Raw genomic sequence first — 24811 nt, 5'->3', positions numbered from 1 at the left:
CAGGAAGACTAGGGACGGCATCGGCCGTCAGCGCCACGACGACAAGGACACTCATGCCCGACCCGGATCCCGCCTCCTCTCAGGCCATCTCGCTGCTCAGCACCGGCGCGGGCTCGGTGACCTCCGAGCAGCTGCGGGACCTCAGCCAGGAACTGCAGCGTTTCCTGCTGCAGTACGAGTTCGGGCTGCGCGAGATCGAGACCAAGCTGTCCATCCTGCGTGACGAGTTCCTCTCGCTGCACGACTACAACCCGATCGAGCACATCTCGAGCCGCGTCAAGGCGCCCGAGAGCCTGGTCGACAAGCTGCGCCGCAAGGGCCTCACGTTCGAGCTCGCGACGGTCCGCGAGCAGATCACCGACATCGCCGGCGTGCGCGTCACGTGCGCGTTCTCGACGGACGTCTACCGGCTCTTCGACCTGCTCACGCAGCAGGACGACGTCACGGTGCGCAGTGTCAAGGACTACATCGCGCACCCCAAGCCCAACGGCTACCAGAGCCTGCATGCGGTGATCGAGATCCCCGTGTTCCTGTCCTCGGAGCGCGTGTCGGTCCCCGTCGAGGTGCAGTTTCGGACCATCGCGATGGACTTCTGGGCGAGCCTCGAGCACAAGATTTACTACAAGTACTCGGCGGCGGTGCCCGACGGACTGCTCGACGAGCTGAAGTCCGCGGCCGCCACCGCGACCGAGCTCGACGCGCGCATGGAGCGCCTGCACCGTCAGCTCCACGGCGACCGGTCGTGACGGCCTCGATGACGCTCCCCGCGGGCGAGCCGCCGGCGGGACCGTTCGAGTGCGGTACGGTCGCGTCCCTCGCGACGATGCTGGGGCTCGCAGGGCGGGCACCCGGACGGCCGTGGGTGGTCGCCGTCGACGGGCGAGGCGGAGCGGGCAAGTCGACGCTCGCGCGCCTGCTGGCCGCGGAGCTGGGACCCGCGGCCGTGGTGCACACGGATGATCTCGCGTGGCACGAGCCGTTCTTCGGGTGGGGCGGGCTGCTGCGAGTGGGCGTGCTCGAGCCCCTGCACCGCGGCGAGGCGGTCGACTTCCGCCCGCCGCAGTGGGTGGCGCGAGGCCGCGAGGGGTCGATCGCGGTGCCGGCGGGACTGCGCGCCGTCGTGGTCGAGGGTGCGGGTGCTCGTCAGCAGGAGTACGCGGACCTCGTCGATGCGACGGTGTGGGTGCAGGCGGACGTGGTGGAGGCCGAACGGCGCGGCGTCGCGCGCGACGTCGCCGAGGGCACCAATGGCGACGAGGATGAGGCACGGGCGTTCTGGCGCGAGTGGACGTCGCACGAGACTCCGTTCTTTGCCTCCCAACGACCGTGGGAGCACGCGCTCGCGGTGGTCGCGGGGACGCCTGTGCCTCGGTTCAACGGTCTCGGTGAGGGTGAGCTGGCGATCGCGCGGGGTCCCCTGCGAGGCTAACGGTGCCCTGATCGGGCATCGGGTGACCAACACCTCACGGGATCGCAGGCACGCGCAGCACGCTCGTTGCTAGGGTGCTGGAAACGAGCAAAGCACGGCACGACCGTCATCGATCTCCCGGTGAACGGGCGCGCGGTCCGGCCCGGAGGAGGATCTCGTGAGACTCGATCCCGCACTCCATCACCTGCCAATGCCCGCAGCCCTCACGAGCGCGGTGGGCAAGACGCCGTGGATCGTCGCTGAAGCCAACGCCGCCTTCGTGCAAGCGGTGGGCGAGACACGCGACGTCCGCGGGGCTGACCTTCGCACCCTGCTCGACGCGCCTCTGGGCGGGGTCACCGCTGACGAGGCACGGGACGTGGTTGAGCTTCCCGGGTCTCGGCCGGCGATGGACGGCACGCGCCGCCCGGTGGTGGTCACCGTCGTGCCGCTCGGGGGGCCGGATCCCTCTCGCTCCCACGTGGTCTATGTGCGGGACCTGTCGGGCGATGAGATCGGTGCGCAGGTTCAGCGGACATACGACTGGTTCCGGGGGATGTTTCACCACACGCCGGATGCGAACATCGTTCTTGATCGCGACGGCCACCTGATGGAGATCAATCCTGCAGGTGAACGGATACTGGGCTTCAGTCGTGATGACCTGATGCGCGGCGGCTATGAACAGCGGGTGCACGAGTCACAACTCCCGCTCGCGCAGGGCGTCTTCCGGCGGCTCCTCGAGGGAGAGGTACAGCGATTCGAGCTGTCGCTCACGGACAGTGCGGGCGAGGTGAGGGACCTCGACATGTTGGCACTGCCCATGATCGAGGGCGATGAAGTCGCGGGCGTGTTTGTCCAAGCGCGCGACGTGACAGAGCGCAATGCAACGGAACGGCGACTTCAGGAAAGCGAGCAACGCTACCGCGCGCTGTTCGAAGACAACGTCGATTCGGTGGTCTCCTTTGACACGGAGGGCGGCTACGAGTACCTCAACCCCGCGACCGAGGCGCTCACGGGCTACTCCGAGAGGGAACTGCGCGAGCTCACGTACGTCCCGCTGCTCGTGCCCGATCAGCGGGACTTTGTGCTCGCCGAGTTCACGCGGGCCTTGGAAGGTGAAACGCGCCAGTACGAGACGGCGATGTACAACCGTGCGGGCGAGGTGGTGGACCTCCACATCACGCTCATTCCCATCATCATTGACGGCGAGACCCGTGGCATTCACTGCGTGGGCAAGGACATCACGCAGCAGAAGCGACTCGAGCGAGAGCTCAGCATCATGGCCTACACCGACTCGCTCACTGGCCTGGGAAACCGAAACGCAGCAGCAGAAGACATCGCACACCGCGTCGCCGACGGCCGCCCGTTCGCCGTGATCGCGATGGACCTCGACCGGCTCAAGTCCGTCAACGACACGTGGGGCCGTGACACGGGCGACATGCTGCTCACCTCGATCGCCCAGCGGCTCGCTCACCGCCTCTCTGACCGCGCGACCGTGTACCGCTACGCCGGCGACGGCTTCATTCTCACGTTGGACTCCGGCGATCCCCACGTGGCGACCGCCGTCGCCGAGGACCTCCGCGAGCTTGTGCGCGCCCCGCTCATGCTGGGCGGGCACGAGGTCACGATCTCGGCGACACTTGGCATCAGCACCTACCCCGACGATGGGTGCGATGCGGAAACGCAGATGCGCAACGCTGAGACCGCGCTGTACGGCGCAAAACGGCGAGGCTTGAACCAGGTCGCGCTCTACCGGTCCATAGCGACCCCCGACGATGACCGCCGGGTCCACATTGAACTTGAGCTGCGCCGCGCCCTCCAGCGCGATGAACTCTCTGTCGTGTATCAGCCCCAAGTGTCACTTCCCACCGGTGAACTCCACGGCGCGGAGGCGCTCATGCGCTGGAACAGCGCCACGCTCGGCGCAGTGTCTCCCGACACCTTCATCCCGGTCGCCGAGGACACGGGACTCATCGGCGAGATGGGACGGTGGGTCATCGAGACCGCATGCCGTCAACTCGCCGAGTGGACCCGCCGAGGGTGGGAGCTGACCGTCTCAGTCAATATTTCGATGAGCCAGTTTGGCGATGACGGGTTCGTCGGCCACCTTGAGCGCACCCTCGCGACAACCGGCATCGACCCCCACCTGCTGGTGCTCGAGATCACGGAATCGATCGCGAGCCGCGTCGACATCGCCGTCGCGCGCCTCCACCAGTTGAGGGAGCTAGGCGTACAGATCGCGATCGACGACTTCGGCACCGGCTACAGCTCGCTGCAGTACCTGCGCGACTTTCCTCTCGACTATCTGAAGATCGATCGCGGATTCGTGAGCCAGAGCACCCACCACGCCCGTGACCGCGACCTGGTGGCGACCATCGCCCAGCTCGCCCGCAACTTCGGCCTGCGGACCGTCGCGGAGGGCGTCGAGTCACAGGCCGAGGTCGATCTGCTCACCGACCTGGGAGCGGACCTCGCCCAGGGTTACCACTTCTCGCGACCACTCGACCCCGAGTCATTCGAGGCGTGGGTCGAGGCGCACCTCGCGGCGTTCCCGCAGGCCTAGCCTCAGTCCTCCAGGGCCTCCACGAGGAGCGCGACGAGCGCCTCGAGTTGCACGTCCGTCGACGAGTCGCCCTCCTCGACAGCGACGCCGTCGAGCGCCTGAGCGGCGAGCCCGGACTTGGCGTCGATGAGCTCGGCAATCTTCGCGTCGATGGTCTGCGCGGCGATGATGCGCCACGCGGTGACGGGCTCGGACTGGCCGATCCTGTGGATGCGGTCGATCGCCTGGGTCTGCTCGGCATCGGTCCACGACAGCTCCGCGAGGACCAGGTTCGAGGCCACCTGCAGGTTGAGCCCCACTCCCGCCGCCATCAGCGAGCACACCACGATCGACACCTCGGGGTCCTCGGTGAACGCGGTGACGTTCTTCTCGCGCACCTTGGCGGTCTGGTCGCCCCTGATCGAGGCGAACCGGATGCCGCGGTCGGCAAAGATCTGCTCCGCCTGGTCCATGACGTCGATGTGCTTGGCAAAGAACACCACCTTGCCCACGTTGCGCACCAACTGGACGGCGTAGTCGGCCGCAAGTCCAGCCTTCGCCTGGCCGATGCGCCGGACCATCGTGAAGACGTTCTCGCCCGAGGTCTTCGAGCTCGCGTCCTTGAGCTCCGCCGCCGCGACGCGGCGCGCCAGCTCGAGGTCGATCCCGCCGTCGTCGGCGTGGTCCGGGCGCGCGGCGACGGCCCGGCGGTAGCTGTCGACCATGCGGCTCGCGAGGGCGGCCTCGGCGGCGCGAATCGACCGTCCCACGGGTCCGTCGAGCTCGACGGGAAGGTCGGCGACGCGGCGTGCGGGGATGTCGGCGGCGACGTCGGCCTTGCGGCGGCGCACGATTCCCATGTCGATCACGGCCGCGCGCGCCGCGGCGTAGAAACCACGGTCGGTGGGGATGAGTCCCGTGTCCTCGAGGGCCGCCATCAGCGCGCCGAGCGGCTTGTCGTCGTCGATCCAGCCCAGGAACTGCCAGATCGCCCGGAAGTCCTCGATGTCGTTGATGAGCGGCGTACCCGTGAGGGCCATGAGCAGCGGGCGCGCAGCGCGCTCGCGGATCCGCTGCGCGAGCGCGAGCACGTGCTGCGAGCGCTGCGAGGACCGATTCTTGATGAAGTGTGCCTCGTCGACCACCATGCCGCGGAAGCCCAGGTCGCCGAACCAGCCCACGTGCCGATCGAGGATGTCGTAGTTGACGATCACCACGTCGGCGAAGGCGTCGACGTCCTCGCCGTCGCCATGGACCACGCTCGCGCGCCGATGCGGGGTCCACAGCGAGACCTCGTGCGCCCAGTTGGTCTTGACGACGTTGGGGACCACGACGAGCAGCGGGTAGGCATCGGCCGCCTCGGCGGCGAGCAGCGCCTGCGCGGTCTTGCCCAGGCCGGGCTCGTCCGCGAGCAGGAAGGTACGGTGACCGCGCGACGACGCCGCCACGACCTGGGCCTGGTGCGGCATGAGCGCGCGGCCGAGCGGGACGGGGATCGACCGCGCCGTGAGCGAGTCCGGCTCGGGCAGCTCCATGCACGCGCGCACCCCGTTGGTGTCGTGCTCGAAGGACCTGAACAGCGGCTCGAGCAGCTCCCACCCGGCGAGTCGCCGCGGCCGTGCCGTCACGCGCTCGCTGGCCGCCGAGAAATCGGGGGCAAGGAAGGGGTTGGCGAGCTGGCGAGAGATCGCGGACTGCGGCACCACGCGCTTCTCCTGCGCGGGAGTCGGTTCGCTCGGCGCCGGCGGCTCGGGCTCCTCGGGAGCCTCCCGTCCGGCGGCACCCAGCACCGTGGCCTTGTAGGCGCGCGCGGCGTCGGACACGCGCGCGTCCTCGGCCAGCAGCGCCAGGAGCGACGTGTCACGCGCGGCGATCTTGGCCAGCAGCGTGGCCACGCCGTCGAGTCGCTTGAGCTCCTCGCCGCGACGCGATACGGACATGGCCTCGTCCGCCTTGACGCGTGCGCGCTCCTCGCGCGCCAAGAGCGCCACGACCTGGAACTTGGTCCGTAGCGCGGGACGCGTCGGCGGGCGCTGCACGACGCGGTCGACGTCTCTGGCGATCCCCGCGAGGATCGCGATGAGGTCCTGGTCGGCCGCGCGCGTGGCGCGACGGCGTGAGGTCCCGGCATCGGTGCGCGCGCGGCTGCGCCGCTGGCCCGACTGGCCTGGTCGTGACACCTTGCCTCCTGCTGTCCTGCGCGTCGCACGTGCGCCGCGCCACTTCTCACGGGGATGCGCCGGCCTTCGCCTCGCACACCCGGGGGGCACCGTCACGGTGCCCCGGGTCATCGCCTCAATGCGGATGAGCTGGCCGATACGCCGGGTTCTGTCACTCACGCCGCGTTGCCGCAGCGCGAGGGGCGACCATCCATCTAGGCCCTGGATTGCTCCAGGGCTCAAGCAGCCTACCCGGATGCTCGGGCGGGCAGCCCTCGAACGCATCCTGTCTGGCCTTGCTCCGGGTGGGGTTTACCGTGCCGCTCCCGTCACCGGCAGCGCGGTGAGCTCTTACCTCACCCTTTCACCCTTACCTCCCCGTGCCCGAAGGCGCCGAGAGGCGGTTTCCTTTCTGTGGCACTGTCCCGCGGGTTACCCCGGGTGGCCGTTAGCCATCACCCTGCCCTGCGGAGCCCGGACGTTCCTCGAGACCCCGAAGGACCGCGCGGTCGCCTGGCCAACTCATCCGCATGCCCAGCGTACCGGGCGCGACCCTGCCACCGCATCGTCTCCGCACGCACGAACCGCGACACGTGCACGCAGCCCCTACCCTGGTCCCCGTGCTGATCCTGCTCCCGCCCTCCGAGGGCAAGACCGCCCCCGCCTCCGGCGCCCCCGTGGACCTTTCGTCCCTGTCCCACCCCGCGCTCGAGGATCACCGACGCCGCGTGGGCGACGCCCTCGTCAGGGTGAGCGGCCAGCGCAACGCGAGCGAGGTGCTCGGCGTCGGACCCAGTCTGAGCCCCGAGATCGAGCGCAACCGCACCCTGTGGGACAACCCCGCTGCACGGGCCGCCACCGTCTACTCCGGCGTCCTGTACGACGCGGCAGGCATGGCGACGTGGGACGCGCCCACCCTTGAGCGCGCGCGGGCTCACGTGCGCATCGTCTCCGCGCTGTGGGGCGCCGTCTCCCCCGCCGACCCCATCCCCGCCTACCGCCTGTCGATGGGCACGAGCCTGGGTCGCATCGGCCCGCTCGCGGCGCTGTGGCGACGCCATCTCCCCCGCGAGCTCGACGCCGTCGCGGACGGCCGCCTCGTGATCGACTGCCGCAGCGCGAGCTACGTCGCGGCCTTCCGGCCCGCCGCCTCCCCGTGGGTCTCCGTGGGCGTCCAGCGCGAGCTGGCGGGCAAGCGCGCGGTCGTGAGCCACATGGCCAAGCACACGCGCGGACTACTCACGGCACACCTGCTGAGGGACGATGCCCTGCCCGAGACCGCGCAGGACCTCGCCGATGCCGCGGCAGGGATGATCGGAGACGCGCTCGTGGACGTGGCGCTGACCCCGCGAGCCAAGGGCCCGGACGAGCTCACTCTGGTCATCGCGGGCTGAGGTCCCGACCGACGCGCAGCGCGCCGTGAGAACCTAGGCCCATGACCGATCAAAGCCAGCTGTTTCCTGGCAAGTACTTCATCTCGACGGTGCTGGACGCGCTCGATACCAAGACCGCCATGAGCGGGACCCTGGCGCGCGTCTACCTCATGCGTGCGGCCATGGCCGGCGGCCTGATTGGCGTCATGTACCTGGCGTACTACACCGTGGTGTCGACGTTTGGCGCTCTCGGCGACGACTCGCTGGGACTCGGCAAGATGGTCGGCGGACTGGTGTTCGGCTTCGCGCTGGTGTTCATCTACTACAGCAAGTCCGAACTCCTGACGTCGAACATGATGATCGTGTCGATCGGCGCGTACTACCGGCGCACCACCCCCCTCAAGTCCCTGCGCATCCTCCTCCTGTGTTACGGCGGCAACTTCGTGGGCGGCCTCGCCGTCGCGCTCCTCGTGCTGGGCTCGAGCCTCGCGGACGGTGCGATCGGTGAGCAGATGGCGCACTCCGTTGATCACAAGGTGGGTCTCGTCGCGGAGGGCCTCGCGGGCTGGTCGGACCTGTTTGTGCGCGCGGTGCTCTGTAACTTCATGATCAACCTCGCGATGCTGCTGGTCTACAACGGCATGATCAAGGACGACTTTATGAAGTCGCTCGCGATGATCATGAGCGTGTTCGTGTTCGCGTTCCTGGGCTTTGAGCACTCCGTCGCCAACACGGTGCTGTTCACGATCGTCGGTCTTCACGATGGCATCGATGTGGGTCTCGCGCTGGGCAACCTCGCGATCGTGCTCGCCGGCAACTTCGTGGGCGGCGGACTGTTGATCGGCTACTACTACGCGTACGCCAACGACGACCGCAAGCACCTGCTGCGCCGCGGCCTGACCCCCAGCGAGTAGCGACCGGGGGCCAGGCGCGTTCGCTATGCGCGCGGGTCGATCATGACCTTGAGGGCCTCACGCGCGTCCATCGCCGCGTAGCCCGCGGGCACCCCGTCGAGGCCGACCGTCATGTCGAAGACCCTGCCCGGCTCGATGCGACCCTCGAGAACCTCCGGGATGGCAGCCTCGATGTAGGCGCGCACGGGCGCCGGGCCGCCGGTCAGCGTCACGTTCTTGCCGAACAGCGAACCGAATCCCACGGGAGCGTCCTCGTACTGCGGCACGCCCACGCGGGAGATCACGCCGCCGGGCCGCACCACGCCGTACGACTGCTCGTACGCGGGCATGTGCCCCACGGCTTCGAGTACCACATGGCTACCCTCGCCACCCGTGAGCTCCATGACCTCCGCGATGCCCTCGGCGCCGCGCGCGGACACCACGTCCGTGGCGCCCCATTCGCGGCCGAGGGTGGTGCGCGACGCGTGGCGACCCATGAGGATGATGCGCTCGGCGCCCTTCTCCCGGGCAGACAGCACCGCGGACAGTCCCACCGCGCCGTCACCGATCACGGTGACGGTCTTGCCCGGAGCGACGCGGCCCATGTGGGCGGCGTGCCATCCGGTCAGGTAGACGTCGGACAGCGTGAGCAGCGACGCCAGCAGCGCGTCGTCGGCGGTGTCCGGGTCGACGCCGGGGACCTTAACCGCGGTGCCGTCGGCCTGCGCCAGGCGGAGCGCCTCGCCCTGCCCGCCGCTCAGCCACGAGCCGTGCACGCACGACGTGGGGAAGCCCTCGCGGCAGAACACACAGGTGTTGTCCTGGATGCCGAACGGCACGATGACGAAGTCGCCCTTGGTCAGCGTGCGGACCTCGGAGCCGATCTCCTCGACCACGCCGATCGCCTCGTGCCCCATGTGCCTGCCTGTCTCCGACGCGGGCATCGAGTGGAACGGGTGGAGGTCGGAGCCGCAGATGCAGCCGCGCACCACGCGGATGACCGCGTCGGTGGGCGCCTCGATCCGCGGGTCGGGGACCTCGATGACGCGGACGTCGCCCGCACCGAACATAAAGGTGGCTCGCATGGTTCTCCTTGTGTCAGGGATGGAGGGAACGGCTCAAGCATCGCGACGATGCCGGGGTGGCGGGAGTCTCGCTCGACAGGGGTACCGGCGGTACCCCCTAGATCGCAGGGGCGTCACGACTCGCGGCCTGCTGAGTCGCCCACCAGCTCGCGAGCAGACGCAGCCGCTCGGCGGAGTCCGATCCTGGGGCGGCGGTGTAGAAGGTCAGTCCAAGCCCGGGGTCCGCCGGAAGCTCGAGCACGTTGTACTCGAGTTCAAGCATGCCGACAACAGGATGGACAAGTCGCTTGAGCCCCTGAATGTGGAGGCGCACGTCGTGACGAGCCCAGCGCACGCGGAATTCGTCGGATCGCGTCGACAGCTCTCCCACGAGGTCGGAGATCGCCCGGTCGAACGGGTCGCGCCCGGCCGCGGTCCGCAGGCTCGCGACGGAGCCGTCGGCGATGTCCTCCCAGTCGGGGTAGAACACGCGTGAGGCGGGATCGAGAAAGACGAATCGCGGGTAGCTCACAGCGTCACCCTGAGCCCTGAAGAGGGGGTCGTAGAGCGCCCGCGCGAGCGCGTTGGTCGCGACAATCTCCCCGCGCGCGTTGCCGACCACGCCCGCGGCATCCGTGGTCGCGTCCAACAGGTGGCGCAGCCCCTCGCGCATCCGGGGGCGTGGCGCGGCGCGCCGTCTGGCGCGCGCGCCCGCATTCGCCACCCTGGCGAGGTCGAAGAGGTGGGCGCGCTCGGCATCGTCCATGCGCAGTGCGGAGGCGATCGCCTCCAGCACCTCGTCGGAGACCCCGCGCAGGTCCCCGCGCTCGACCTTCGTGTAGTACTCGACGCTCACGCCGGCGAGGATCGCGACCTCGCCGCGGCGCAGCCCAGGAACGCGGCGCGCACCGCCCTCGGGCAGGCCCACCATGGCGGGAGTGACGCGCGCACGGCGCGTCACGAGGAACTCGCGGACATCCTCGCGGGAAACGGTCATGTCTCCCAGGCTAAGAGCGCTCCCCCACACTTGGGAGTCCCTGCCGGTACCCCGCTGACGAAGCGCCCTCACGCGGCGGGCGTCGGTCGCCGCGCGTCACTCGACCGGCGCACCCACGCACAGCACGTGCTGCTCGGCGATCGTCCCATCGCGCCGCGCACGCACCTGCAGGATCGTGATCGACGCGGGCGACGGCCAGATGGCGCCCCAGTGCGAGGCCGGCATCCCGAGCGCGGTGCCCACGATCGACTTGATCGCCACCGCATGCGAGACGAGCGCGATGCCCCGTGCCACGTCGCGGCCCGCCATGCACTCCGCCGCGTGGTCACGCGCGAGCTCCTCGACGAGCGCGTAGCCCCGCTCGCCCACCTGGGTGATCGACTCCCCGCCGGGCGCGAGCGTCTCCGCACGCCTCCAGTGGTGGATCGCGTCGCCGTCGCGCTCGACGATCTCGGGGACCGTGAGACCCTCCCAGTCCCCGAACACGACCTCGCGCAGCCGCTCCTCCGTCTCGACGTGTGCACCCACCCTGCGGCCGATCGCCGCGGCGGTCTCCTGCGTCCTCACCAGCGGCGACGCGAGCACGCGCGTCACATGCGGAAGGTTCATCCACGTGCGTCTACCGATCCCGTACGCGAGGTCGGCGGCCTTCGCGGCCTGCACGCGGCCCGGGGCGCTGAGCGGCGGGCCAGGCACTCCCCCACCCGACATGCGCCGCGACGTGGTCATCTCCGTGACGCCGTGGCGCACCAACACGAGCGTGAGGGGTGCGACCAGGTCGTCCTCGTGGGGAGAGAACGGCGACTGAACGCGCGCCTGAGAGGACGATGCCGGGGTCGCCGGAGAGTCGGCGTCCAGGTCCGTTCCCTCGGGCAGTGGATGGGGCCGGTGGGGCACCGGCGGCTCGACGTGCGTGTCCGTCATCGCTGTGCCGCCTACTTGCCCGCGCCGCGCACGAGGATGCGGCCACACTCCTCGCAGCGCACAATCGTGTCGGGCGACTTCGCCTCGATGTCGCGCAGGTCGCCGGGGTTCATCGGCATGCGGCATCCGAGGCACTGGCCCTGCGCGAGCGCAGCGGCGCCGATTCCACCGTGCGCATCGCGCAACTTGACGTAGAGCGCGAGCAGGCCTGCGTCGAGGCCAGCCGCGGCCGCCTCACGCTCGGCGGCCAGCCCGGCCAGCTCGGCATCGATCTGGGCCCACGCCGCGTCGCGCTCGACGGCGAGCTCCGCGATCTGCGCGGTGATGGCATCGACCTGCTCCTTGGCGGAGGCATGCTCCGACTCCGCCTGCTCGAGCGACTCCATCGCCTCGAGCTCGACGTCCTCGAGTTCTGCCTGACGGCGGACCAGGATCTCGAGCTCCGCCTGCAGCGCCTGCAGGTCCTTGGGCGATCCGGTGCCGGACGCGAGGCGAGCACTGTCGCGGGCGGCGCGGTCGCGCACCGACTGCACGTCATCCTCGGCCTTCTGCACCGCGCGGCGCAGGTCGGAGGCCCGGGTCGCGCTCGCCACGCGTGCCTCGTCGAGGTCGACCAGCCGCGCGGTGAGTTCCGCGATCTGCTCGAGCACCGGGAGGTGGTCGCGGCGGTGGCGCGCCTGCTGCGCGCGCAGGTCGAGGGCCTGCACGTCGAGGAGGCGGATCTGGTCTGCTGCGGGTGCTGAGGGCACGTAGTACTCCTTCGCGCTAGAAGCGCGCGGTCCAGGGGTCGGTGATGAGGGTCGAAACGATGGTGTCGATGCCGGTGGCGTCGCCGAGGTACTCGGCGGCCGCCTCGAGCCACGTCCACTCGGACGCGTAGTGAGCGACGTCGACGAGGAAGGGCGTGCCGCCGGCGAGGAGCGCGGCCTCGCGCGCATCCGACGCGGGGTGGTGACGCAGGTCGGACGTGAGGTAGACGTCGGCGCCGGCGACTCTGGCGGCCTCGAGGAACGAGTCTCCCGCGCCGCCCACGACGGCCACGGTCTGGACGGTCGCGTCGAGGTCGCCCGCGACGCGCACGCCGTGTGCGGTCTGCGGGAGCACCGCGGCCGCACGCTCGGCGAAAGCACGCAAGGTGATCGGCGCATCCAGGCGACCGATGCGCCCGGTGCCTTGTTCGGCATCGTCCCTCAGCGGCACGAGCGGCAACGCGCCCGACACCCCCAGGACCTCGGCGAGCGCCTCCGCAACCCCGCTGCCCGCGTGGTCGGCGTTGGTGTGCGCGTTGTACAGCGCGATCCCGTGCTCGATGAGCGCATGGATGACGGCTCCCTTGGGCGTCGCCGCGTTGACCGTGGTCACCCCGCGCAGCAACAGCGGGTGGTGCGTCACGATGAGGTCGCAACCGGCCTCGACGGCCTCGTCGACCACCGCGAGGGTGGGGTCGACGGCGAAGAGCGCGCGCGTCACGGCGGCGTCGGGCCTGCCCACGCACAGGCCGTTGACGTCCCAGTCCTCCGCGAGGTCGAGGGGGAAGCGACTCTCAAGCGCGTCCATCACGTCGGCCACAGAGGTCATGCGCTCAGGCTACTCGCTGCGCGCCCGCCGGCGATGCCGGTATGGCGCACGCCCGCACAGCTGGCATGACGGCGTGCCCGTACCCGAGATTCCAGCGCTGACGCCCGCGCGCCGCAAGGTGTTGGCCTTTGTGCTGAGGGTCGCGGTAGCCGCCGCGGTGGTGTGGATCGTGAGCGGGTTGATCGGCCGCATCGACTGGCGCGCGGATGCTCCTCTCAACGACGAGGAGGACTGAGCTCTTCGAGGGCTTCACGCGCGTGGCGATGCGGGCGCGATCGTCACCCTCACCGCGAACGCCGGCACGCTCCACGCGCAGCTCGACGCGCCCTGCCTCAACGTCGAGGACGTGCTCGACGGCTCGCACCTCGAGGACGCCGCGTACTCCGTCGCCCGCGAGTACGGGTGGGAGCGCATCTTCGCCTCGGTCCCCTGGGCGTCCGACGACGAGGCCCCCGCACGATGGGTGCTGCGCCGTTCCGACGGCGCCTTGCCCGCGGAGCGAGACCTCCGCGTGCTCGCGCGCGCCATCGCCACGTGCCTGGGTGTGCCCGCCCGGTACAGCTATTGCGAGCGGCTCATGCTCACCGAGGACGTGTTCTACCCCTCCGCCGACCACGCGCGGGCATGACAGCAACCTTGCTCTGCGTGGGCCCTGCCGGACTCGAACCGACGACACCTGCGGTGTAAACGCAGTGCTCTAACCAACTGAGCTAAGGGCCCGCGGACCATTGTGGCAGGACGATGCCGTGGTCGGGTTCAGGCGCGGCGTCGTAGGGCTACCGCAGCGTCGCGATGAGCAGCGCGCCCGCGCCGGCGAGCGCCCAGCTGACCAGGCTTCCCACCAGGAACTCCTCGGCGGCGGAGCCCCGTGCCCTGTCGCCCGAGATCTCGGGGAAGCGGCCGATTCCCTTGGCCGCCATGAGGCCCACGATCACGCCCTCCGCACCTACGAGCGCAAGCGCGACGATCAGCCATCGCTCGAGCGGCCCGATGAACCGGCCACCGCGCAGCCGCGACGGGTCGGCCGGCGGGTCGCCCGGCTCGTCGGACTCTTCAGGGGCCGCCCGCGCGCGCCGGATCACGTCGCGGCACACGTCATTGGCCCCGTGGGCGAGGAAGGCGGCCACCGCGACGGTGGCGACGATTGCCGCCGCACGGTCCGGCCCGTCGCCCGCCAGGAGCAGGACCGCGGTGCCCGCGAGGAGGACGCCCGCCGCGGCATCGGCCCCTACCGAGGTGCGCACCGCGACCCACAGCGCGGCGCCCAGGGAGGCGCCTGCCGCCCACCACGGGGCCACGTCGCCCAGGATCACGCCGCTCGCGAGCACGGCGGCGAGCCACGCTGCGACGGCGAGCGCACGTGCTCCCCCGCGCAACTGCCACATCGCGAGGTCAACCCCCGCGACCATGGCGACCAGCATCGCGGCGGCCATCAGGCGGTCCCGGCCCGCGCCTCGAGAGCCGCAAGCGCCTCGCGCAGCGCGACCGCGCCGGAGCGGTGAGCGTTCTGCGACACGGCGGCCTGCGTGATCGACTCGCGCGTCGCGATCGCCGCCTGCGGCTCACCCTCGAGCAAGGCGGCGGCGATCCTGCGCTCGCGCGCCTTCATGCGCGCGAGCACGTGGTCGCGAAGGAGCAGGACGGCGGAGGCCATGGGACCATCCTGCCCGTCGCCTCCGACACACCAGGCGCGAACCGCGGACTCCCCCGCATCCTCGCGGCGGTGCGCCTCGTCGATCGCCTCGCGCGCACGCCACCACGCGGAGCCGTCCGAGATGTCGCCCTCGACCTCGACCACCTCGCCCAAACCGATCCCGGAGCGCACCTCGAGTCCATCGGGGAGCACGAGTGCGGCGAGAGTCGTGACGCGCAGCGCATCGGCGAGCGTGCGGTAGACGCCCTGGAACTCGTCTCCCACCGTCGCCGCGAGCGGGCGGACGGCGTGGGCATCGCGCTCGGCCCGCGCGAAGGCCTCGAGCACCTGGGACTGCGCCAAGGCGCGATCGGGAAGCGCGCGCGAGCGCACGATGTCGACGATGACCGCGGCGACGTGTTCCATGAGCCCACACTAACGCTTATAAGCGAGAGATATAAGTGTTTTCGCGGATCTGGTTCCGCGCGGGTCGCCGCGGCCCTCGCACGTCAGCCCAGCAGCGTCTCCACGGCTCCGCGGTACTCGGCGACGTCGCGCGCCTCACCCTCCGGGTTGACGATCGCCCATCGCACCACGCCCTCAGCGTCGACGAGGAAGCTGCCCCGCGTCGCGAGGCCCTTGCGCGCATTGAAGACGCCGAAGTGGCGCGACACGTCTCCGTGCGGCCAGAAGTCGGACAACAGGTCCGCCTTGTAGCTGTGGGTGTCGGCCCACGCCTTGAGCGTGTAGACCGAGTCGCAGCTCACCACGATCACCTTGAAGCCATCGCGGTTCAGGAGGTCATCGGCCGCGCGCAGGTCGATGAGCTCGTTGGTGCACGTGTCGGAGAACGCAAACGGCACGAACACCAGCAGATACGCCGTGCCGAGCAGCGACTCGGACGTCACCGTCCTGCCGTGGGTGTCGGTCATCTGGAAGGCGGGCGCGGGCCTGCCGACCATGGGGTGGGTCACTTGCTGCGACCCTTCTCCACCAAATGCGTGGCGGTCCAGCCGCCACCAATCACAAACGTCGAGGTCGCGTGCAGGCCGGCGACCGATGCGCCCTCCTGCACCTCGCGCGGCTGCACGTGACCGGGCTGGCCGGCCTTGGGCGTGCACACCCACACGGACGCGCCGTCGTCGAGCAGGCTCTGTGCGTCCATCAAGAGGTCGGCAAGATCGTCGTCGCCGTCCCTGAACCACACGAGCGTGCCGTCGGTGACGTCGCCGTAGTCCTCGTCCACCAGCGCTTCGCCGGTCGCCTCCTCGAACGCGGCGCGGAAGTCCGCGTCCGTGTCCGTGTCGTAGCCAAACTCCTGGATGATCTGCCCGGGCTTCAGCCCAAGCCTCGCGATGACATTGTCAACCGCTGCCTTCGCGTCCTCCTGTGTCGCCACGTCGGCGGAACCCCCTTCGTACGGTTCTGCTCGCACCAACGCGAGCCTCGCGTCCACAGTAGAGGCACGGCGCGTGACGGTGCAATCGGCCACGGTCCCAGGCTGGCGTGACATTCCCGAAACTTGTGGGAACAATGTGGGGGATGGCGGCTTACCCGCCGCGCGAACTCCCACCCACTGGCGCGCCACCGCGCGCCCGAGAGGAAGGTCCCCCTGTGGCACATCACGGCGAGGTTGACAAGGACCCAGGCGAGACGCAGGAGTGGCTCGAGTCGCTCGACGGCCTCATCGATGCGGGCGGGGAAAGCCGCGCAGAGTACATCGTGGACCAGCTCGTGGAGCACGCGGCCAAGAAGCAGTTGAGCGTCCCGCTCAGCCTGAACACGCCGTACGTCAACACCATTCACGCCGACGACGAGCCCGACTTCCCCGGCGACGAGGAGATCGAGCGCCGCTACCGCGGCTGGATCCGCTGGAACGCCGCCGTCATGGTGACGCGCGCGCAGGCGGGCGGCAAGGGCGTGGGCGGACACATCTCCTCGTACGCCTCCGTGGCGACCCTGTATGAGGTGGGCCTCAACCACTTCTTCCGCGGCAAGGACCACCCCGGCGGCGGCGACCAGGTCTACTACCAGGGCCACGCCGCGCCCGGCGTATACGCCCGTGGCTATGTCGAGGGCCGCTTCAGCGAGGAGGACCTCGACTCGTTCCGCCAGGAGAAGTCCGGCCTCGGCCGCGGCCTGTCCTCGTACCCGCACCCGCGTCTCATGCCCGACCTGTGGGAGTTCCCCACCGTGTCCATGGGACTCGGCCCGGCATCGGCCATCTACCAGGCCTGGACCAACCGCTACCTGCACCTGCGAGGCATCAAGGACACCTCACAGCAGCACGTGTGGGCGTTCCTCGGCGACGGCGAGATGGACGAGCCCGAGAGCCGCGGCATGCTCCAGCTCGCCGCGAACCAGCAGCTCGACAACCTCACGTTCGTGGTCAACTGCAACCTGCAGCGCCTCGACGGACCGGTGCGCGGCAACGGCAAGATCATCCAGGAGCTGGAGGCGTTCTTCCGCGGCGCCGGCTGGAACGTGCTCAAGGTCGTGTGGGGCCGCAACTGGGACCCGCTGCTCGCCCGCGATGAGGACGGCGCTCTCGTCAACCTCATGAACACCGTGCCGGACGGCGACTTCCAGACCTTCCGCGCCGAGTCCGGAGCGTTCATCCGCGACCAGTTCTTTGGCGGCGACCCGCGCGCCAAGGAGCTCGTCAAGGACATGACCGACGACGAGATCTGGGCGCTCAAGCGCGGCGGACACGACTACCGCAAGCTGTACGCCGCGTACGCTCGCGCCACCACCCAGAAGAACGGCAAGCCGACGGTCATCCTCGCGAAGACCATCAAGGGCTACGGACTGGGTGCCAACTTCGCGGCGCGCAACTCGACGCACCAGATGAAGAAGCTCGCGGCGGCCGACCTCAAGGTGCTGCGCGACACCTTCGACATCCCGTTCACCGACGAGCAGCTCGAGGCCGACCCGTACCACCCGCCGTACTACCACCCCGGCTTCGACGACCCGGCCATTCAGTACATGCTGAAGCGTCGCCAGGAGCTCGGCGGCTTCGTGCCCGAGCGTCGCGACAACCGCAAGGAGATCAGCCTCCCCGGCGACAAGGCATACGAGCTGCTCGCCAAGGGATCGGGCAAGCAGGAGGTCGCCACCACGATGGCCTTCGTGCGCCTGTTCAAGGACCTGGTGCGCGACAAGGAGTTCGGCCACCGGCTGGTGCCGATCATCCCCGATGAGGCGCGCACGTTCGGCCTCGACGCGATCTTCCCGAGCGCCAGGATCTTCAACACGCAGGGACAGAACTACCTGCCGGTCGACCGCGAGCTCATGCTCTCCTACAAGGAGTCCGAGTCGGGCCAGATCATGCACACGGGAATCAACGAGGCCGGATCCGCTGCCGCGTTCCAGGCCGTCGGCACGTCGTATGCGACGCACGGCGAGCCCCTGGTGCCGTTCTACATCTTCTACTCGATGTTCGGCTTCCAGCGCACCGGCGACCAGTTTTGGGCGGCGGGCGACCAGCTCACGCGCGGCTTCATCGTGGGTGCGACCGCAGGCCGCACGACGCTGGCCGGCGAGGGTCTCCAGCACGGCGACGGCCACTCGCCGCTGATCGCGGGCACCAACACCGCGGTGGTCCAGTACGACCCCGCGTACGGCTACGAGATCAGGCACATCGTCAAGGACGCGCTCGAGCGCTGGTACGGACCGGACTCGGGACGCGACCGGAACGTCATGTACTACCTCACGGTCTACAACGAGCCGATCGTCCAGCCGGCCGAGCCCGAGGACGTGGACGTCGAGGGAATCCTCAAGGGCATCCACCGCGTCTCTGCCGCTCCCGAGGGCCACGGCCCGGAGGCGCAGATCCTCGCCTCCGGCGTCGGAGTGCCGTGGGCCTATGAGGCTCAGGCGCTGTTGCTGCGCGACTACGGAGTCCGGGCCGCCATCTGGTCCGTGACCTCGTGGAACGAGCTACGTCGCGAGGCACTCGCGTGCGAGGAGGCTAACTTCCTCCGCCCCGAGGAGGGCTTCCGCACGCCGTACCTCACGCAGAAGCTGCAGGGAGCAGCGGGACCGTTCGTCGCGACCTCGGACTACGACCACCTGGTGGCCGACCAGATCCGGGCGTGGGTCCCCGGCGACTACGCGACGCTCGGTGCGGACGGCTTCGGCTTCTCCGACACCCGCGCCGCTGCGCGCCGTTTCTTCCACATCGACGGCCCCTCGACCGCGGTGCGCGTGCTCCAGCTGCTCGAGCGCCGTGGTGAGGTCCAGCCCGGCACGTTCGCCGAGGCGATCCGTCGCTACGAACTCCACGACGTCCGCAAGGGCACGTCGGGCAACGCGGGCGGCGACGCCTGAGCCGCGCATTCGATCACGGCTCAGGGCCGGGATCCTCGCCTTCGGGTGGGGTCCCGGCCCTTCGTCGTGGTTGACGTGCAAGGCCTGGCGCGGCTCCGCCACACGCCGAGCGCGCCAGCCGCGGCCCCCACCCCACGGCTCCGCCACACGCCGAATGCACAGTGGGGCACTCATGGTCGCTTCTGGCAGGTTGAGGCGCGCCATGGGACACCCATGGTCGATTGCGTGTGGCGGAGCCGCGAGACAGCGTTCGTGTGGCGGAGCCGCGAGACAGCGTTCGTGTGGCGGAGCCGCGAGAGCACGCGCGTGTGGCGGAGCCGCGAGAGTCCACCCGTGTGGCGGAGCCGCGAGAGTCCACCCACCCCGCCCTCATGTCGGATTCCACCAACCGCGCCCGCCTCACCGCACCGCCGCCACACCCGAGCCACCGTCTCGCCCAGGGCACCGATTGTGCTCTCCCTACAATCGCGCACTAGCCTGAGTGAATGGTCACCCCCGAGATGCGCGCCGAGACCCTCCGCCGCCTCCGGGCCGGCACCGGCCGCCTCGCCACGATCGCACTGAAGACCCTCGACTCCGAGTACCCATGGTTCAGGGAGCTGCCCGCGCAGGAGCGCTCGTGGGTGGGCACGGTGGCGCAGGCGGGCATCGCGTCGTTCGTCACGTACTTCGCCGATACCTCCGCCGGCCACCGCGGCGCCCTCGAGATGTTCGCGTCCGCTCCTCCCGAGCTCACCCGCTCGATCTCGCTCCAGCACACGCTGACGATCGTGCGCACCTTCGTCGCGATCGTCGAGAACCACTCCGACGAGTTCGCCGCCCCCGGAGCCGAGGCCCACCTGCGCGAGTCGATCCTGAGGTACTCGCGCGAGATCGCCTTCTCCGCCGCCGAGGTCTACGCGCGTGCCGCGGAGTCACGCGGCGCGTGGGACGCCCGGCTCGAGGCGCTCGTGGTCGATGCGCTGGTGCGCGGGCAGGTCGACGACGATCTCCCCTCGCGCGCCGCCGCGCTCGGCTGGAAGCCCGGCCCCACGCTTGTCATGGTCGGACGCACGGAAGGCCCGCTGGGCGAGGTCCAGTCTGCGGAGTTGCGGCGCACGATCCGCCGCGCGGCGCACGGAGCGCTCGCCGGCATCCACGGCGAGGACCTGGTGGTAATCGCCCGTTCCGATTCCGCGCTCGACGAGGTCACCAAGGCGCTGCTGCCCACCTTCGGCAGCGGCCCGGTCGTCGTCGGTCCGCCGGCGATCACGCTCGTCGAGGTGGCCCGCTCCACGCGCGCCGCGATCAACGGCGCGAGCGCAGCCCCCGCGTGGGCCCTCGCCCCGCGCCCGGTCAACGCGGACGACCTCCTCCCCGAACGCGTGCTGATTGGCGACTCCTCGGCGGCCGAGCGCCTCATCGCCGTCGCCTACGACCCCATCGCCTCGGCAGGAGGCTCGCTCAAGGAGACGGTCGCGACGTTTCTGGACTGCGGCCGCTCGCTCGAACTCGCGAGCCGCACCATGTTCGTCCACGCCAACACCGTGCGCTACCGGCTGCGCAAGGTCGCGGACCTCACAGGTTGGGACGTGCTCTCCACGCGCGACGCCCACGTCCTCGAGACCGCGTTCGCGCTCGGCAGGCTGCGCGACGCGGCCGCGCTGTCTTTGTAGGAAACCAACAAGAACTCGGGCCCGAATCGGTACCAGGATGCCGGTAGGGGTTCCACCATGTGAGGCAGGCTATAACCCGTGATTGCCATTCTCTGCCCGGGACAGGGCGCGCAGACCCCCGGGATGCTCGCTCCGTGGCTCGACATCCCCGCCGTCGCTGAGCGTCTTGGCGCGCTGTCGGAGGCGGCCGGCATCGACATCGTCGGTCACGGCACCACCTCGGACGCGGACACGATTCGCGACACCGCGATCGCTCAGCCGTTGCTGGTCGCGACCGCGATCGCGACCGGCCGTGAGCTGCTCGGCGACGCGGTCCCCGCCCTCGCCGCGGGTCACTCCGTGGGCGAGCTGGGCGCCGCCGCCCTCGCGGGCGTCTTCACGGACCGCGAGGCGATGTCCCTGGTCGCGGTGCGCGGCGCGGCGATGGCCCGCGCGGCGGCCGCGAGCGAGCCCACGTCGATGGCGGCGGTTCTGGGCGGCGACCCCGAGGAAGTCGCGGCCGCGCTCGCCCAGCGAGGCCTCACGGCTGCGAACGTCAACGGCGGCGGCCAGGTGGTCGCCGCGGGTGCCAAGGACGCGATCGTCGCGCTCGTCGCGGAGCCGCCCGCCCGCGTGCGCGTCATCGAGCTCCAGGTGGCGGGCGCCTTCCACACGACGTACATGGCTCCCGCGGTCGCGGACCTCGAGGCGGCCGCTGCGGCCGTCTCCCCCGCCGCCCCAGGCGGCATCCTGCTCTCCAACGCCGACGGCGCCCAGGTGACGGACGGCGCCGATGCCCTCGCGCGCATCGTCCGCCAGGTCGCTAACCCCGTGCGATGGGACCTGTGCATGGAGACGATGCTCGAGCTGGGTGTGACCGGTATCGTCGAGCTCGCGCCCGGTGGCGTCCTCACCGGGCTTGCCAAGCGTGCGATGAAGGGAATCCCCTCCGTCGCGCTGAAGTCCCCCGACGACCTGGCCGCCGCGCGCGACCTCCTGGAGGCCTGATGACCACGCTCACCGTTCGCCGCGGTCCCGAGTTCACGCGCATCCTCGGCCTGGGCGTCGCCCGGGGCGAGAACGCGGTGCCGAACGAGGACCTCATCGAGCCGATCAACTCGTCGGACGAGTGGATCCGCAAGATGACCGGAATCGTCACGCGCGTGCGCGCCAACCGCGACACGTCCGTGATCGACCTGTCCGAGCGCGCGGCGCTCGGCGCGATCGCACAGGCGGGAATCGACCCGTCCGAGATCGACGCGGTCATCCTGTCGACCATCTCGTTCCCGCACATCACGCCGGGCGGCGCGCCCGTGCTGGCCGAGCGCCTGGGCGCGACCCCCGCGGCCGCCTACGACATCTCCGCGGCATGCGCGGGCTATTGCTACGGCATCGGTCAGGCCGATGCCCTGGTCAGGTCGGGCGCGGCCCGCAACGTCCTCGTCGTGGGGGCCGAGAAGCTGAGCGACTTCGTCGACCCCGAGGACCGGTCGATCTCCTACCTGCTGGGCGATGCCGCCGGTGCGGTCGTGATCGGCGCCTCCGACACCGCGGGAATCGGCCCCACCGTGTGGGGATCGGACGGCGGCGGCGCAGAGCTCATCCGTCAGACGTCCTCGTGGCTCGACATCCGCGACAACCGCGACCTGCCCTTCCCGACCCTGCGTCAGGAGGGTCCCAGCGTGTTCAAGTGGGCCTCGTTCAAGATGGCCCCGGTCGCGCTCCAGGCCATCGAGGCGGCCGGGGTCACCCCGGAGGACATTCAGGCCTTCATCCCTCACCAGGCCAACACCAGGATCATCGACCAACTCGTCAAGCAGATCGGGCTGCCCGCGCACGTCGCGGTCGGCAAGGACATCGTGGATTCCGGCAATACGTCGGCCGCGTCGATCCCGCTCGCGACCGAGCGCCTGCTGCGCGACGGCGATGCGAAGTCGGGAGACCTCGCGCTGCAGATCGGGTTCGGCGCCGGACTCGTGTACGCCGCGCAGGTGGTGGTCCTGCCCTGACGCGGGGCCCCGCGTAGAGTTTCCAAGCGTTCGCAACGAACACGGCGCCCCGGCGCCGCATCACCCACAAAGGAGCAGCACATGGCACTGTCCAACGACGAGGTCCTCGCCGGCCTGGCCGAGATCGTCTCCGAGGAGACGGACATCGACACCGCCGAGGTGACCGCAGACAAGTCCTTCACCGACGACCTCGACATCGACTCGCTGTCGATGATGACGATCGTCACCCTCGCGGAGGAGAAGTTCGACGTCCGCATCCCCGACGAGAAGGTCAAGGACCTCGTGACCGTCGGCGACGCCGTCGACTACATCACGGCCGCACAGGCCTAACCCTCCCTTCCCGATCCCTCCCCATCCCTCCTCACCCCACGGAGCCACGCCCATGAACGTCGTTGTCACCGGACTCGGCACCACCTCGCCCCTTGGCGGGGACGTCGCGAGCACGTGGGAGGGCGCCCTCGCGGGCCGCTCCGGCGTGCGCACGCTCGACAACGACTGGGCGGAGCTCTACGGCGTGCCCGTGACCTTCGCCGGTCAGCTCGCCGTGCGGCCCGAGGAGGTGCTCTCGCGCCCCGAGACCAAGCGCATGGACCCGTCCGCGCAGATGGCGCTCGTCGCCGCGCGCGAGGCGTGGGCCGATGCCGGGTTGCCCGAGGTCGAGCCGGAGCGCCTGGGGAGCGTGGTGTCGTCGGGCATCGGCGGCGTGTGGACGCTGCTCACGGCGTGGGACACGGTGAAGGAGCGGGGCGCCTCGCGCGTCCTGCCCCTCACCGTGCCCATGCTGATGCCCAACTCCCCCACCGCCTACATCTCCCTCGAGTTCAAGGCGCGTGCGGGCGCACACGCGCCCGTGTCGGCCTGCGCGTCGGGCGCCGAGGCGATCGGCATGGGCTTCGAGATGATCCAGTCCGGCCGGGCCGATGTCGTGATCTGCGGAGGCACCGAGGCCGCGATCCACCCGCTGCCGATCTCGGCCTTCGCCGCGATGCAGGCGCTGTCCAAGCGCAACGACGACCCCGCGGGTGCGTCGCGCCCGTACGACGTCAGCCGCGACGGCTTCGTGCTCGGCGAGGGCGCCGGAGTCGTCATCCTCGAGTCCGAGGAGTACGCGCTCGCGCGCGGCGCGCGCATCCACGCTCGTCTGCTGGGTCTCGGCATGACGGGCGACGCCCACCACATCGCGGCACCCGAGCCCAATGGCGCGGGTCAGACGCGCGCGATGGAGCTCGCGCTCGAGCGCGCGGGCCTGTCCACCGCGGACGTCGTCCACGTCAACGCCCACGCCACGTCGACCCCGGTGGGCGACATGATCGAGGCGCGCGGCATCCGCGCGCTACTGGGCGCCCACGCGGACCAGGTGCTGCTCTCCGCGACCAAGTCGATGACCGGTCACCTGCTCGGTGGCGCGGGGGCGCTCGAGTCGGTCTTCACGATCAAGGCCCTCGAGACGCGCACGGCTCCCCCGACCATCAACGTCACGGAGCCGGACCCGGAGCTCGAGGTGGACCTGGTCCGCGACACGCCGCGCGCCCTTCCCGAGGGTCAGATCGCGGCGATCAACAACTCGTTCGGATTCGGCGGGCACAACGTGGCGCTCGTGTTCGGCACGGCCTAACCGAGGCCCTTCCCCCGCGCCGGCCGGCATTCGATCACGGGATGCCGGCCTCCAGGCGGGCGAGCGCGCGGTCGACGACCTCGGAGACCGGCTCATTCGAGTGCTGTGCCCACCACACGGAGGCGGACAGGATCGCCCCGGTCGCGGCCTGTCCCGCGACATGAGCGTCGAGGCCGCCCTCCTCGAGGCCATCCGCGCGCGCGAGGTGGCGGGCCAGGCGGTCCGTGATGTCCACGAGCCCGAGCATCCCCGCCGCGAACACCTCGGGCGACTCCCCGATGATGCGCAGGCGCACGCGCGCGGCCTCCTCGGCCACGGCATCGGGCGCAAGTACCTCGCGCATCGCGGCGCGCAGGCCGGTCATGCCCGGCTGGGCCGAGTCGCGCGTGAGCGCCTCGTCGAGCCGCCGGTAGGTCGCGAAGAACTCGTGCCAGACCAGGTCCGCCTTGTTCGCGAAGTGGCGGAACAGGGTCCTGCGGGAGACGCCGGTGCGGGCGGCGACGTCGTCCATCGACACCGCCGCATAGCCGTGCTCATGGAACAGCGCGACCGCCGCCTTCCCAATCTCGACGGGATCGGCAATCTGAGGTCGGCCGGGGCGCCTGTGGTCGTTCACCCTCTCACCCTAGCGCGCACCGGTTCCAGGCGAGACG

At 70.3% G+C, this 24811-nt stretch carries 24 protein-coding genes, 1 tRNA gene and 1 other RNA gene; 13 read left to right on the top strand and 13 right to left on the bottom strand.

The genetic code is table 11. The annotated features are described in order from the left end of the window. The first annotated feature begins 53 nt into the window (after positions 1-53). The 3 genes from ABEA62_RS00425 to ABEA62_RS00415 all read left to right on the top strand — a co-directional run bounded on the left by ABEA62_RS00425 (position 54) and on the right by ABEA62_RS00415 (position 3971). Positions 54-746 carry a GTP pyrophosphokinase gene (locus tag ABEA62_RS00425; RefSeq protein ID WP_286215722.1) on the top strand — a complete coding sequence of 231 codons (693 nt, stop codon included), beginning with the start codon at positions 54-56 and terminating at the stop codon, positions 744-746. Positions 747-754: 8 nt separating this feature from the next. Then, positions 755-1429, top strand: a complete 675-nt coding sequence (locus ABEA62_RS00420; protein WP_345377960.1) for a uridine kinase family protein — start codon at positions 755-757, stop codon at positions 1427-1429. A gap of 157 nt (positions 1430-1586) precedes the next feature. Then, positions 1587-3971, top strand: a complete 2385-nt coding sequence (locus ABEA62_RS00415; RefSeq protein ID WP_345377958.1) for a putative bifunctional diguanylate cyclase/phosphodiesterase — start codon at positions 1587-1589, stop codon at positions 3969-3971. A 2-nt stretch (positions 3972-3973) separates the two neighbouring features. On the opposite strand, the gene ABEA62_RS00410 is transcribed toward ABEA62_RS00415, so the two are convergent. Further along, the gene (locus ABEA62_RS00410; protein ID WP_286215719.1) at positions 3974-6130 is read right to left on the bottom strand and encodes a DEAD/DEAH box helicase; all 2157 of its coding nucleotides are present in this window, start codon (positions 6128-6130) and stop codon (positions 3974-3976) included. Between the two features lie 121 nt (positions 6131-6251). Beyond that, an RNA gene (gene rnpB / locus ABEA62_RS00405) (RNase P RNA component class A) lies at positions 6252-6634 on the bottom strand. A gap of 95 nt (positions 6635-6729) precedes the next feature. Here rnpB and ABEA62_RS00400 point away from each other — a divergent pair. Both ABEA62_RS00400 and ABEA62_RS00395 read left to right on the top strand, forming a co-directional pair. Further along, positions 6730-7503, top strand: coding sequence for a YaaA family protein (locus ABEA62_RS00400; RefSeq protein WP_286215718.1), 774 nt, complete (start codon positions 6730-6732; stop codon positions 7501-7503). A gap of 41 nt (positions 7504-7544) precedes the next feature. Continuing rightward, complete coding sequence (locus ABEA62_RS00395; protein ID WP_345377955.1) at positions 7545-8396, top strand: formate/nitrite transporter family protein; 852 nt, start codon at positions 7545-7547, stop codon at positions 8394-8396. Between the two features lie 23 nt (positions 8397-8419). Here ABEA62_RS00395 and ABEA62_RS00390 read toward each other — a convergent pair whose 3' ends face one another. From ABEA62_RS00390 to ABEA62_RS00370, 5 genes are all read right to left on the bottom strand, one after another. Further along, a complete protein-coding gene (locus ABEA62_RS00390; RefSeq protein ID WP_286215717.1) occupies positions 8420-9460 on the bottom strand; it encodes a zinc-binding dehydrogenase in 1041 nt (346 codons plus the stop codon). A gap of 97 nt (positions 9461-9557) precedes the next feature. Next, on the bottom strand, positions 9558-10508 hold the full coding sequence (locus tag ABEA62_RS00385) for a helix-turn-helix domain-containing protein (RefSeq protein WP_286215716.1): 951 nt from the start codon (positions 10506-10508) through the stop codon (positions 9558-9560). A gap of 24 nt (positions 10509-10532) precedes the next feature. Further along, a complete protein-coding gene (locus tag ABEA62_RS00380) occupies positions 10533-11360 on the bottom strand; it encodes a histidine phosphatase family protein (protein ID WP_286215715.1) in 828 nt (275 codons plus the stop codon). 11 nt (positions 11361-11371) lie between these two features. Then, complete coding sequence (locus ABEA62_RS00375; protein ID WP_286215713.1) at positions 11372-12109, bottom strand: zinc ribbon domain-containing protein; 738 nt, start codon at positions 12107-12109, stop codon at positions 11372-11374. A gap of 16 nt (positions 12110-12125) precedes the next feature. Beyond that, entirely contained in the window at positions 12126-12938 is an 813-nt protein-coding gene (locus ABEA62_RS00370; RefSeq protein ID WP_286215712.1) for a Nif3-like dinuclear metal center hexameric protein, read from the bottom strand. A gap of 73 nt (positions 12939-13011) precedes the next feature. Here ABEA62_RS00370 and ABEA62_RS00365 point away from each other — a divergent pair, with 73 nt between their 5' ends. Then, positions 13012-13173 (top strand): hypothetical protein, encoded by a 162-nt coding sequence (locus tag ABEA62_RS00365; RefSeq protein ID WP_286215711.1) that lies wholly within the window; start codon positions 13012-13014, stop codon positions 13171-13173. A gap of 111 nt (positions 13174-13284) precedes the next feature. Then, positions 13285-13566 carry a hypothetical protein gene (locus tag ABEA62_RS00360; RefSeq protein WP_286215710.1) on the top strand — a complete coding sequence of 94 codons (282 nt, stop codon included), beginning with the start codon at positions 13285-13287 and terminating at the stop codon, positions 13564-13566. An 18-nt stretch (positions 13567-13584) separates the two neighbouring features. Here ABEA62_RS00360 and ABEA62_RS00355 read toward each other — a convergent pair. The 5 genes from ABEA62_RS00355 to ABEA62_RS00335 all read right to left on the bottom strand — a co-directional run bounded on the left by ABEA62_RS00355 (position 13585) and on the right by ABEA62_RS00335 (position 15970). Beyond that, positions 13585-13658, bottom strand: a tRNA-Val gene (locus ABEA62_RS00355). Between the two features lie 56 nt (positions 13659-13714). Further along, positions 13715-14371 carry a hypothetical protein gene (locus tag ABEA62_RS00350; protein ID WP_286215709.1) on the bottom strand — a complete coding sequence of 219 codons (657 nt, stop codon included), beginning with the start codon at positions 14369-14371 and terminating at the stop codon, positions 13715-13717. Further along, positions 14371-14997, bottom strand: coding sequence for a SatD family protein (locus ABEA62_RS00345; protein WP_286215708.1), 627 nt, complete (start codon positions 14995-14997; stop codon positions 14371-14373). The genes ABEA62_RS00350 and ABEA62_RS00345 overlap by 1 nt, the downstream gene beginning before the upstream one ends. A gap of 83 nt (positions 14998-15080) precedes the next feature. Next, positions 15081-15545, bottom strand: coding sequence for a redoxin domain-containing protein (locus ABEA62_RS00340; RefSeq protein WP_286215707.1), 465 nt, complete (start codon positions 15543-15545; stop codon positions 15081-15083). Next, positions 15542-15970: a DUF3052 domain-containing protein gene (locus tag ABEA62_RS00335; protein ID WP_286215706.1), complete on the bottom strand. Its 429-nt coding sequence runs from the start codon at positions 15968-15970 to the stop codon at positions 15542-15544. Before ABEA62_RS00335 ends, ABEA62_RS00340 begins: the two co-directional genes overlap by 4 nt. 215 nt (positions 15971-16185) lie before the next feature. Here ABEA62_RS00335 and aceE point away from each other — a divergent pair, with 215 nt between their 5' ends. From aceE to ABEA62_RS00305, 6 genes are all read left to right on the top strand, one after another. Then, positions 16186-18900: a pyruvate dehydrogenase (acetyl-transferring), homodimeric type gene (aceE, locus tag ABEA62_RS00330; protein ID WP_286215705.1), complete on the top strand. Its 2715-nt coding sequence runs from the start codon at positions 16186-16188 to the stop codon at positions 18898-18900. A 485-nt stretch (positions 18901-19385) separates the two neighbouring features. Next, entirely contained in the window at positions 19386-20555 is a 1170-nt protein-coding gene (locus ABEA62_RS00325) for a PucR family transcriptional regulator (RefSeq protein ID WP_345377935.1), read from the top strand. A 78-nt stretch (positions 20556-20633) separates the two neighbouring features. Next, positions 20634-21542 (top strand): ACP S-malonyltransferase, encoded by a 909-nt coding sequence (locus ABEA62_RS00320; protein WP_345377933.1) that lies wholly within the window; start codon positions 20634-20636, stop codon positions 21540-21542. Next, complete coding sequence (locus ABEA62_RS00315; RefSeq protein ID WP_286215701.1) at positions 21542-22543, top strand: beta-ketoacyl-ACP synthase III; 1002 nt, start codon at positions 21542-21544, stop codon at positions 22541-22543. Before ABEA62_RS00320 ends, ABEA62_RS00315 begins: the two co-directional genes overlap by 1 nt. Before the next feature lie 81 nt (positions 22544-22624). After that, on the top strand, positions 22625-22873 hold the full coding sequence (locus ABEA62_RS00310) for an acyl carrier protein (RefSeq protein WP_286215700.1): 249 nt from the start codon (positions 22625-22627) through the stop codon (positions 22871-22873). 52 nt (positions 22874-22925) lie between these two features. Next, the gene (locus tag ABEA62_RS00305; protein WP_286215698.1) at positions 22926-24158 is read left to right on the top strand and encodes a beta-ketoacyl-[acyl-carrier-protein] synthase family protein; all 1233 of its coding nucleotides are present in this window, start codon (positions 22926-22928) and stop codon (positions 24156-24158) included. Positions 24159-24192: 34 nt separating this feature from the next. Here ABEA62_RS00305 and ABEA62_RS00300 read toward each other — a convergent pair whose 3' ends face one another. Then, a complete protein-coding gene (locus tag ABEA62_RS00300) occupies positions 24193-24774 on the bottom strand; it encodes a TetR/AcrR family transcriptional regulator (RefSeq protein WP_286215696.1) in 582 nt (193 codons plus the stop codon). Between the last annotated feature and the right edge of the window lie 37 nt (positions 24775-24811).

This window comes from Demequina sediminis (assembly GCF_039545075.1).
Lineage (GTDB): Bacteria > Actinomycetota > Actinomycetes > Actinomycetales > Demequinaceae > Demequina > Demequina sediminis.
This window is presented reverse-complemented; position numbering and strand designations above follow the sequence as displayed.